The organism is Nocardia lijiangensis NBRC 108240, from assembly GCF_001613045.1.
Taxonomy (GTDB): Bacteria; Actinomycetota; Actinomycetes; order Mycobacteriales; family Mycobacteriaceae; genus Nocardia; species Nocardia lijiangensis.
Genome location: NZ_BDBP01000004.1, coordinates 66175 through 78537, shown reverse-complemented (window position 1 = coordinate 78537; position 12363 = coordinate 66175). Strand labels below are relative to the sequence as shown.

The following is a 12363-nucleotide window of genomic DNA, read 5'->3' as shown; positions in this document are numbered from 1 at the left end:
GGTCTGATCGACTCGGTATGTGACCAATCGCGGATGCCGCGGCGCGGCGTTACATCCCCGCTGAGGCTACAGCCAGCCACGTTACCGGTGGGTACTGTGTCACACCTTTCCGTCGAGCAGGGCGGCGAGCAACGGTCCCACCTCGGCGAGCGGTTCGGGGGTGGTCATCGCCCGGTGCGTCGATGCGATCGGATGCACCTCGATCACGCCGGATACGTGCGGCTCCCAGGCGAGCGCACCGCCGTGGCCGCGCCCGTTCGGGTCCGGGATGGTGGCGCGGAAGTAGTCGACACGCCCCTCGAACACGCCGGGCCGGGCGGCCGTCGCGATCTCCACCGTGCGCAGTGCACCGCGGTAGATGCCGCCGATGCGCTCCGCGGTGAGCACCGCCGAGTCCCAGGTGAGCGCCTCACCCAGCGTCGCGAGCGCCGTTTCGTCGAGGTCGCCGAGGTCCTGATCGGCGGGCAGCGTGATGCCGAGCGCGGCGAAGCCCTCCCTGATCTCGGCGTGGAAGTCGGCGATGTCCACGTCGGGGGCGCTGTCCAGGATCGCGAGCAGATCCACCCGCTCGCCCTCGCCCTGCAGCTCGATCGCCACCGCGTGCGCGAGCACGCCGCCGAGCGACCAGCCGAGCAGCCGGTACGGGCCTTGCGGCTGCACCGCCTTGATCTCGTCGACATAGCGGCGCACGATCTCCGCCGCGGCGACCGGCTGGTAGTCGGGCTCGGTCAGCGCGGGCGACTGGAGCCCGTAGAGCGGCTGGTCGGCGGGCAGGAATCGGGCCAGGCCCGCGTAGGTCCACGACATGCCCGACATCGGCGGCAGGCAGAACACCGGCGGACGCGTACCGCCCGCCCGGATCGGCAGCAGCACGCGCAGCGCGCTCTCGGCGTTCGCGTCGTAGTCGTGCCCGGCCTCGAGCGCCGCGGCGACCTGGTCCGCGATGCCCGCGACGGTGGGATCGGTGAAGAAGGACGCCACGGTCAGCTCGGCACCGGTGCGCGCCCGCAGCCGCTCGACCACCTGGGTGGCCAGCAGCGAGGTGCCGCCGAGGGTGAAGAAGTCGTCGTCGAGCCCGATCCGCTCCGCGCCGAGCACCTGCTCGAACACCGCGGCGACCGCCTCCTCCAGCGGCGTCGACGGTGCGCGGAAGACGGCCTGCTGGAACTCCGGTTCCGGCAGCGCGCGCCGGTCGAGTTTGCCGACGGGCGTCAGCGGCACCTCGTCCAGCACTACGACGGCGGCGGGCACCATGTACCCGGGCAGGCTGCGCGCCGCGTGCTCGGTGAGCGCCGCCGGGTCGAGCCTGCGACCGGCCGCGGCGAGCACGTACGACACCAAGGCGGTCGTCCCCGCGGGCGTTTCCCTGCCGAGGGTGACGACGAATTCGACATCCTCGTGGCGGCCGAGCACGGCGTCGATCTCGCCGAGCTCGATGCGCAGCCCGCGGATCTTCACCTGGAAGTCCGAACGCCCCGCGAAATCCAGCTGCCAGTCCACCGCACCGACCGCGGCATTGCCCGCCCGCTGCCCGGGCTCGGCGAACCAGCGCACCACGTCGCCCGTGCGGTACATGCGGTCACCGGGCAGGCCCAACGGATTCGGCACGAACCGGTCCGCCGTGAGACCCGGTCTTCCGTGATAGCCCCGCGCCAACGCTGCGCCCGCGAGGTACAGCTCGCCGGCCACGCCCGGCGGCACCGGGTTCAGCCGCGCGTCGAGGACGAGCGCGGCGATCCCGCGCACGGGCCTGCCGATGGTGATGTGCCGTCCCGGCAGCTGCGCGCCGTAGGTCGTCATGACGGTGGCCTCGGTGGGGCCGTAGGCGTTGACGTACTCGCGGCCCGGCTGCCATTTGGCCAGCAGCTCCGGCGAGGTCACGTCGCCGCCCACCGACAGCACCTCGAGATCCTCGATGCCGAGCGGGTCGACGGTGCCGAGCACCGCGGGGGTGACGATGGTGTGCGTCACCCGTTCGGCGCGCAGCAATTCGGCGAGCTCGGCGCCGCCGATCACCGACGGCGGCACGACCACCAGCGTCGCGCCCGCGTACGCCGCGCACACCCACTCCAGCACCGACGGGTCGAAGCTCGGCGAGCAGATGTGCAGGAACCGATGCCTGGACTCGAGCCGGTACAGGTCCGTGGCCAATCCGACCAGCAGGCCGAGGCCACCGTGAGTCAGCGTGACGCCCTTGGGCTTTCCGGTGGAACCCGACGTGTAGATGACGTACATCGGGTGACTCGGGTGCAGCGGCGCGAGCCGCTCCCCGGGCTCGACGGGCGCATCGGACTCGGCGGCGACCTGGGCCGCGAACACCGGATCGTCCACGGTCAGCCACGCCACGTCGGCGGGCAGCGCGCCGCGGTGCGCCGAACCGGTGAGACCGACCACCGCGCCGGAGTCGGTGACCATGTGCCGAATCCGGTCCTCCGGATAGGTCGGGTCGACCGGCACGTGCGCGCCGCCCGCCTTGGCCACCGCCCAGAACGCCGCCACCATCTCGTAGGAGCGCGGAAATGCCAGCGCGACAATCCGTTCCGGTCCGACGCCGTGCGCGATGAGCACCCGCGCCAGCCGCGAGGAGAACTCGTCCAGCTCCCGGTAGCTGATCGAGCGGCCGTCCACCCGCACCGCGGTGCGCTCCGGATCCAGCGCCGCACCCGCCGCCAGCAGATCCGGCAGTAAACCGGCGTACCGGGTCTGCGGTCCGCGCATGCCGGTGAGCAGGTCGTACTCGGCGGAGTCGAGCAGCGGCAGATCGCCGACCGGCAGGCGCCGGTCGGCCGCGACGGCGCGCAGCAGCCGCACGAACCGGTCCGCGAAGACCTGCACCGTGTCCTCGTCGAAAAGGTCACGGGCGTAGGAGAACTCGGCGAACATGCCGCCGGGCTCCGCACCGCCGGTCGGCCGCACGGTCAGCGCGAGGTCGAACTTGGCGGTGTCGTCGGCGAGATCGACCGGGCTCATCCGCAGTCCGGGCAGCTCGAACGCGCCGCCGGGCAGGTTCGCGAACGACAACGAGACCTGGAACAGCGGATGCCGCGCGGTCGAACGCACCGGGTTCAGGATCTCCACGAGGCGCTCGAACGGGATGTCGGCGTGCGAGAAGGCTTGCAGATCGGCCTCTTTGACGCCCGCCAGCAGATCGGCGAAGCTGTGCGTGCCCGAGACGTGAGTGCGCAGCGCGAGCGTGTTGACGAACATACCGATCACGTCGTCCAGCGCGGCCTCGCCGCGACCGGCCACCGGGGTGCCGATCACGATGTCCTCGGTGGCCGACAACCGCGCGAGCAGAACCGCCAACGCCGCGTGCACCACCATGAACAGCGTCGCGTTCTCGGCGCGTGCGATCTCGGTCAGCGCGCGATGCACCTGCGCGTCGATCTCGAACGCGACGCGCCCGCCCGCGAACGACGGCGCGGCGGGCCGCGGCCGGTCGGCGGGCAGGTTCAGCTCGTCGGGCACACCGGCCAGCGCCGTGCGCCAATATCCGGCCTGCGCCGAGATCAGGCTCTCCGGATCGGATTCCGCGCCGAGCACCGCGCGCTGCCAGACGCTGAAATCGGCGTACTGCACCGCGAGCGGGGCCCATTCGGGCGCGTATCCGGCCGCCCGTGCGGCGTAGGCCGTCATCACGTCGCGCGTCAGCGGGCCCATCGACCAGCCGTCCGCGCTGATGTGGTGCGCCACGAAAACCACCACGTGCTCGGGGTTTTCGGCGTCGTCGACGCGCAGCAGCGCCACCCGCAACGGTACCTCGGCGGTCACGTCGAAACCGGTGGCGGCCACCGCGCGCACCCGCTCCGGCAACCGCTGTGCCGTCACCGGCTCGGCGATCACCTCGGGCATCGCCTGCTCGACCGGCAGCACCCGCTGCTCCGGCCCCGCCTCGGCCGACGGATAGACCGTCCGCAGCACCTCGTGCCGCGCCATCAGGTCGCCGATCGCCCCGACCAGCGCGGCCACGTCCAGGTCCCCGGTCAACCGCACGGCGACCGGGATGTTGTAGACGGGCGAGGACGGGTCGAAGCGGTTGAGGAACCACATGCGCTGCTGGGCGGGCGAGAGCGGAATCCGTTCCGGGCGCGGGCCCGCCACCAGCGCGGGCCGCCCTCCCCCGCCAGCCTGCCGCTCGACGCGGACCGCCAGCGCCGCCACCGTCGACGCCTCGAACAGCAGCCGCACCGGCACCTCGGCGTCCAGCGCGGCGCCGAGCCGGGCCGCCACCTGCGTCGCCAGCAGCGAATTGCCGCCCAGCGCAAAGAAATCGTCGTCGAGGCCGAGCTGCCGGGCGTCGTCACCCGCCGCGCCGACACCGAGCACCTCGGCGAACACATCCGCCACGATCTGTTCGACCGGAGTGCTCGGCGCGCGGAAGACGGCCTGTTCGAAGACCGGCTCGGGCAGCGCCCTGCGATCGAGCTTGCCGTTGGCGTTCAGCGGCATCTCGTCCAGCACCACCAGCGCGGCGGGCACCATGTACGCGGGCAGCAGCGCGGCCGCGCCCTCGCGCACCGCCGCCACGTCCACCGTCCGCCCCACGGACGGCACGACGTAGCCGACCAGGCGATCGCCGGTGTGCGGATCCGAGCGCACCACCACGACGGCCTGGCCCACCGAATCGTCCGCGCGCAGGGCGGATTCGATCTCCGGCAGCTCGATGCGCAAGCCGCGCAGCTTCACCTGGAAGTCGGTGCGCCCCAGATAGATCAGCGCACCGTCCGGTCCGCGGCGCACCAGATCGCCGGTTCGGTACATGCGTGCGCCGGGTCCGCCGAACGGATCGGCGACGAAGCGGTCGGCGGTCAGATCGGGGCGTCCGAGATAGCCGCGCGCGATCTGGTCGCCCGCGAGGTACAGCTCGCCCGCGACGCCTCCCGGCACCGGGTGCAGCCGCGCGTCGAGCACGTAGGCCAGGGCGTTCCACACCGGCGCGCCGATCGGCACCGCGCCGGTGACATCGTCGGCGACCGCCGCGTGGGTCGCGTGCACGGTGAACTCGGTGGGGCCGTACAGGTTGTACAGCGCGGCGTCGGTGACTCGCCGCACCGCAGTCACGACCTCGGACGTGAACGCCTCGCCCGCCACCAGCAGGGTGCGCAGCGAAGTCAGCGCCTCGGGCCGCGCGGACCCGGCGAAGACGGTGAGCATCGAAGGCACGAACGACGTGATCGTGACGCGCTCGGCCGCGATGGTCTCGGCCAGGTACCGCGGATCGCGGTGCCCGTCCGGCGTCGCGACGATCAGCCGCGCGCCCGTCGCCAGCGAACCGAACAGCTCCCACACCGAGACGTCGAAGGTGGCCGGGGTCTTGAACAGCACGGTGTCGGCGGGGCCGATGCGGTATTCGGCGGTGAGCCAAAGGATCTGGTTCACCACCGCGGCGTGCGGCACGGCCACGCCCTTCGGCCGCCCGGTCGAGCCGGAGGTGAAGATGACGTACGCGGGATGCTCGCCGCGCAGCGGGGCCCGGCGCTCGGCGTCGGTCAGCGGCTTGGCGGGGTAACCGGACAGGTCCTCGGCCTCGAGGGTGATCGTCGGCAGCGCGGTGTCGACGTCGTCGCGCGCGGTGGTCAGCACGCACACCGGGTTCGCGGTGTCGAGCACGTACCGGATGCGCTCGGCGGGCTGGTCGAGGTCGAGCGGCACGTAGCCGCCGCCCGCTTCCAGCACCGCGTACATCGCGACCACCAGATCGACCGAGCGGCGCATGCCGAGGGCGACCAGCGTCTCCGGGCCGACGCCCGCGTCGACCAGCTTGCGCGCCAAACGGTAGACGCGGGTGGCGAATTCGGCGTAGGTCCACTCCCGCTGTCCGGATGCGGCGCGATCGATGATCGCGGTCGCGAACGGTGTCGTGCGCGCCTGTGCTCCGAACAGATCGACAAGCGTCGCGGCCGAGCGTGTCTCGGGCTCGGCGTGCTCGATTTCAGCGAATCGTGCGACCTGCGTTGCGGATGCGCCGGTCTCGGGCGCGACAGCCGAGAGTAACTGTGCGCGTTCGGCTTCGGCGAGCAGATCGATGTCGCCGACCGCGGTATCGGGCCGGGCGGTGACGCCGTCGAGCAGCCGGACGAAGCGCTCGGCGAAGCCACGCACCGTGCCCTCGTCGAAAAGGTCGCGCGCGTAGGAGAACTCCGCGTGCAGCGCGGAACCCGCCTGCCGCACGGCCAGCATCAGATCGAACTTGGCGGTGTCGATATCGAAGTCGACACCCTCGACGCGCAGGCCGGGCAGCTCGAAGGAGGTCTCCGGCAGGTTCTGCACCGAAAGCATCACCTGGAACAGCGGGTGCCGTGCGGTGGAACGGGCCGGGTTCAGGATCTCCACGAGCCGTTCGAACGGCAGATCCGCGTGCGCGAACGCGGCGAGATCGGCCTCACGCACCCGGGCGAGCAGTTCGTCGAAGCTCGATTCACCCGCGACGGCGGTGCGCAGCACCAGCGTGTTGACGAACATGCCGATCACGTCGTCGAGTTCGGCTTCGCCGCGGCCCGCGACCGGCGTGCCGACGGCGATGTCGCCGGTCCCCGAGAGCCGCGCGAGCAGCGCCGCGAGCGCCGCGTGCAGCACCATGAACAGCGTCGCGTTGCGCGCTGCGGCCAGGGCCGCGAGGCGGTCGGCGAGCTCGGCGTCGATGGTGAAGGAGTGGGTGGCGCCCGCGAAGGACTGCGCGGCGGGCCGCGGCCGGTCGGCGGGCAGGCTCAGCTCATCGGGCAACCCTGCCAGCGCGGAGCGCCAGAAGGCGATCTGCGCCGAGACCAGGCTCTCCGGGTCGGACTCCGACCCGAGCATCGCGCGCTGCCACACGCTGAAGTCCGCGTACTGCACCGGCAGCGGCGGCCACTCGGGCGCGCGGCCCGTGTCGCGGGCCGCGTAGGCCAGCATGACGTCGCGGGTCAGCGGCCCCATCGACCAGCCGTCGGCGGCGATGTGGTGCGCGACGACCACGAGCACGTGCTCGTCGGTCCCTTCGACCTGGAACAGCGCGGCACGGAAGGGCGGTTCCGCGGTGACGTCGAACCCCGCGGCGACCGCCTCGGCGATGCGGGCGGGCACGGCGTCGGGCGCGACGATCTGCGGCAGCAGGCCGGGCGTCGCCTGATCGGCGGGCAGGATCACCTGCCTGGCGATGCCATCCGTGCCCTCCGGGTAACGGGTGCGCAGGGTTTCGTGCCTGGCGACCAGGTCTGCGACGGCCTGGCGCAGCGCGCCGACGTTCAGCTCACCGGTCAGGCGGACGGCCACCGGCAGGTTGTTCACCGCCGAGCCGGTGTCGAACCGGTTCAGGAACCACATGCGCTGCTGGGCCAGCGACAGCGGAATCGGATCGGGGCGCGGACCGGCGGTCAGCGCCACCCGCGCGTGCCCATCGCCGAGTTCTGCTGCCGCGGCGGCCAATTCGACGACCGTTGGCTTCTCGAAGACGCTGCGCACCGGTACCCGGGAGCCCACCACCGCGCCGAGGCGGGCGGCCACCCTGGTCGCGATGAGCGAATTGCCGCCCAGCTCGAAGAAGTCATCGTCGGCGCCGACTCGTTCCAGCCCGAGCACCTCGGCGAACACCGCGGCCACGGCGCGCTCGAGTTCGGTGGCCGGTTCCCGGTAGGCGCGGCTCGCGAACTCCGGTTGCGGCAGCGCCTTGCGGTCCAGTTTGCCGCTGGCGTTGAGCGGCAACGCGTCCAGCCGGACGACGGCCGAGGGCACCATGTAGGACGGCAGCGTCGCGCGGACGTGCGCGAGCAGGGCCGCGTCATCGATCGCCGTGCCGTCCGCCGCGACGACGTAGGCGACCAGCCGGTCCCCCGCACTGCCTCGCACCAGCGCGACCGCGGCCCGCTGCACCGCGGCGTGGCCGAGCAGGACGGTCTCGATCTCGCCGAGCTCGATGCGCTGGCCGCGCAGTTTGACCTGGAAATCGCTGCGGCCCAGGTATTCCAGCGCGGGCGTCGTCCCGTCGACGCGCCAGCGCACCACGTCGCCGGTGCGGTAGAGGCGCGTCCCGTCGCGGTGCGCGACGAACCGCTCGGCCGTGAGTGCGGGCGCGCCCGCATAGCCGCGAGCCAGCTGCACGCCCGCGACGTAGAGCTCACCGGCCGCGCCGAGGGGCGCCTCGCGCAGGTGCCGGTCGAGCACGTACACGCGGGTGTTGGCGACCGGCGCGCCGATCGGCACCGCGACACCGGCGGCATCCGCGGCGGGATGCGCGGTGACGACGGTGGCCTCGGCGGGGCCGTACCAGTTGGCCAGGTGGACGCCGGGCAGCGCGGCGGCGAACCGCGCGGCGGTCTCGGTGGACAGCGCCTCACCCGCCGCGAAAACCCGCCGCAGCGCGGGATGGCCGCCGCCCGCGCCCTCGAGGAAGGCGTCCAGCATCGACGGCACGAAATGCACGGTGCCGACCGAGAATTCGTCGATCAGGCGACCGAGGTAGGCCGGATCGCGGTGCCCGTCCGGCTCGGCGATCACCACCGCGGCACCGACCTGCAACGGCCAGAACAGCTCCCAGGTGGAGATGTCGAAGGTGATCGGGGTCTTGTGCAGCACCACGTCACCGGGGCCGTGCGGATACGCGCGCTGCGCCCAACGGAATTGGTTGACCATCTGCCGGTGCGTGATGGCCACGCCCTTCGGCCTGCCGGTCGAGCCGGACGTGTAGATCACGTACGCGACATTGCCGGGGTGCACCGGTGGCGTCTCCACGATCGCGCGGGCGTCCATCGCGTCCACCGCGAGCAAAGGCACATCCGTCGCGGTGGCGAACCGATCCTCGGTTCTGGTCAGCACACACAGTGGCGCGGCGCTCGACAGCACGTGGTCGCTGCGTTCGGCCGGATGGTCGGGGTCGATCGGCACGTACCCGGCGCCGGTCCGCAGCACCGCGTAGAGGGCGATCACCAGCTCGGCCGAGCGTCGCATCGCCACCGCGACAAGCGATTCCGGCCCGACTCCGCGCGCGATCAGCTCGCCCGCCAACGCCAGGGAGCGCTGCCGCAGCTGCGCGTAGCTCAGGGTCTCGTCGCCGAAGCGCACGGCGGTCGCATCGGGGGTGTGCTCGACCTGGGCGTCGAACAGCGTCATCAGCGTGGCGTCATCGAGCAGCTCGGGTGCGTCGGTCCCGTTGCGGGCGGCCAGCTCCGCGCGCTCGGTGTCGGTGAGCACGTCGATCCCGGCGACAGGGGTGTCGCGGTCGCGCACGAGGCGGCTCAGCAGTGACGAGAACCGCTGTGCCAGTGTGTGTACCGCGTCTTCATCGAACACGTCGCGCAGGTATTTGAACGAGAGCTGGAGACCGCCGTCGGGAATCACCATCACTGTAAGCGGATAGTGCGAGCCGTTCACCGCGGCTGCGCCGGTGACGGTCATGCCGTCCACGATCCCGGCCGCGGCGCTCAGCGCCTCTCGGTCGATCGGGAAGGACTCGAAGACCACCAGCGAGTCGAAAAGCCCTTCCACACCGACGATCTGCTGGATCTCGCTCAGCCCGAGATAGTGGTGATCGAGCAGCGCGGCCTGCTCGGACTGCAGCGCGCGCAGCAGATCGGTGACCGTGTCGGTGGCGCGCAGCCGCACCCGCACCGGGATCGCGTTGAGGAACAGGCCGACCATGGTCTCGACCCCGGCCAGCTGCGGCGGGCGACCGGACACGGTGGCGCCGAACACCACGTCGTCGCGATCGGTGCTGCGCCCGATCAGCAGGCCCCAGGCGGCCTGGACGACCGTGTTCAGTGTGACCCCGGTGTCCGCGGCGAGCCTGCCCAGCGCGGTGGTCTCGTCCTCGGAGAGCGCGAGATCGACGACACCGACGCCCGAAGCGATCTCGCGGGCCGGATCCACCGGCGCGAGCGGCGTGGGTTCGGTGATGCCCGCCAGCGCGGTGCGCCACGCGGCGTGGCTCGCCTCGGTCTCCTGGGCGTCGAGCCAGGCCAGGTAGTCGCGGTAGGGGCGGGCCTGCGGCAGCGGCGAGCCGTCCGCGCCGAGGGCGTAGAGCGTGAGCAGATCCCGCATCAGCAGCGGCATGGACCAGCCGTCGATCAGGATGTGGTGCGCGGTCACCAGCAGGTGGTACGCGTCGGGTGCGGAACGGATCAGCGCGAACCGCAGCAGCGGGGCGACGTCCATCGGGAAGCGGCGCACCAGATCCTCCGCCACGACTCGCTCGATCGCGGCGGCGGGATCGGGCGCTGCGCTGAGATCGAGGAACTGCCAGGGCAATTCGACGTGGTCCAGCACGATCTGGAGCGGGTTGCCCGCCGCGTCCTCGGCGAAGGCGACGCGCAGGTTGGCGTGCCGGTCGAGCACCCCCGCCGCCGCGGCGCGCAGCCGGTCCTGATCGACGACACCGCCCAGATCGATGACGAACTGCGTGATGTAGGCGTCGATCGAGGATTCCGCAAGCAGCGCGTGGAAGAGCATGCCGGACTGCAACGGCGTCAGCGGCCAAATGTCTTGCAGTCCAGGATGAATGCCAGCGAGCCGGTCTCGCTCGGACCGGTCGATCCGCAACAGTTCGCGGGACGCGAGGTCGTCGGCCTCGGCGGCGGCCTCGCCGGATCGCGCCAGCTCGGCGAGCGCGGCGATGGTGCGCGCCTCGAAAAGGTCGCGGGGCGTGAAGATCACCCCGCGCGCCCGGGCCCTGGACACCACCTGGATGGAGGTGATGCTGTCCCCGCCGAGGGCGAAGAAGTCGTCGTCCAAGCCGATGCGGTCCGCGCCGAGCACCTCGCCCACGACCTCCGCGACAACCTGCTGCACGGCGGTCTCCGGGGCGCGGTACTCCTTGTGCTCCAGCACCGGCGCGGGCAGCGCCGCCCGGTCCAGCTTGCCGACCGGCGTCAGCGGGATCTCGTTCAGCACCGTCAGCGTGGTCGGCACCATGTGCGCGGGCAGACTGCGCTCGGCCCACCGGATCAGCTCGGCAGTGTCCACGACAGCGCCGGAGGCGGCGTGCACGTAGGCGGCGAGAATCGTTGCGCCGCTGTCGATCCGGTGGCCGACGGTGACCGCGAAATCCACGCCCTCGTGCGCGGCGAGCACCGCATCGATCTCACCGAGCTCGATGCGGAAGCCGCGCACCTTGACCTGGAAATCGTTGCGGCCCAGGTACTCCAGCGCCCCGGACGCCGTCCAGCGCACCAGGTCGCCGGTGCGGTAGAGCCGGGAACCGCTGGGCTCGAACGGGTTCGCCACGAAGCGGGACGCGGTCAGCGCCGAGCGGTGGTGGTAGCCGCGGGCCAGCTGCGCGCCGGTGATGTAGAGCTCGCCGACCACCCCGCTCGGCGCCGGGTTCAGCCGTTCGTCGAGTACGAATTCGGTGATGTTGCGGATCGGCGCGCCGATCGTCACCGGCTCGCCAGGAATCAGCGGGTCGCTGATGTTGGTCATGATGGTGGTCTCGGTCGGGCCGTACCCGTTGAAGAACTCGCGGGTGCGTCCCTGCGCGATCGGCAGTACCCAGCGGCGCACCAGCTCCGGCGGACATGCCTCGCCGCCCGCGACCACCACGCGCAGATCGTCGAGCCCGGCCGGGTCCACCGAGGCCAGCGCGGCCGGGGTGATGAACCCGTGGGTGACGCGCTCGCGGCGCAGCAGCGCGGCGAGATCCTCGCCGCCGAACACCGTCGGCGCGGCAACCACCATGGTGGCGGCGCCGCCCAGCGCGAGCAGCAGCTCCAGCACCGAAGCGTCGAAGGACGGCGAGGCGAAGTGCAGCGTGCGCGACGCGCTGGTCACGCGGTAGCGCTCGCGCTGTTCCTCGCAGAAGCTCGCCAGACCCGCCTGGGTGACGACGACACCCTTGGGCAGGCCGGTGGATCCGGAGGTGTAGATGACGTAGGCGGCGTCTTCGGCACGCACCGCGCGGGAGCGGTCCGCGTGCGTCACCGGCTCGGCCGAGTACTCCGCGAGCGGGAACTCGGGCGCGTCGACGACCAGCCATTCGACCCGCTCGGGCAGCCGCTCGCGCACCGCGGCGACGGTGAGGCCGAGCACCGCGCCGGAATCGGACACCATGTGGTCGACCCGGTCGGCCGGATAGTTCGGGTCCACCGGCACGAAACCGGCGCCGGTCTTGGCGACGGCCCACACCGCGACCACCGAGTCCAGCGAGCGCGGCACCCCGATTGCGACCAGATCGCCGGGGCCGACGCCGCGGTCGAGCAGCATGCGGGCCAGCCGGGTCGATCGCGCGTCGAGTTCCGCGTAGGTCAGCGTGCCGAGAGTGGCTGCGGCGTCGGCGAAGACGACCGCGACACCATCGGGAGCCGCCTCGACCGCCGTCGCCATGAGCTGCGGCAGGGTGGTGACGCGTTGCCTGCGAGCGCGGACGGGACGTGTCCGAACCGTGCTGGTCATACCTCT

At 71.9% G+C, this 12363-nt stretch carries 1 pseudogene; it reads right to left on the bottom strand.

The features are described from left to right. Positions 1–99: 99 nt before the first annotated feature. Positions 100–12333: pseudogene (locus tag NL1_RS01810) on the bottom strand (amino acid adenylation domain-containing protein); the annotation flags it as partial. Positions 12334–12363 lie beyond the last annotated feature (30 nt).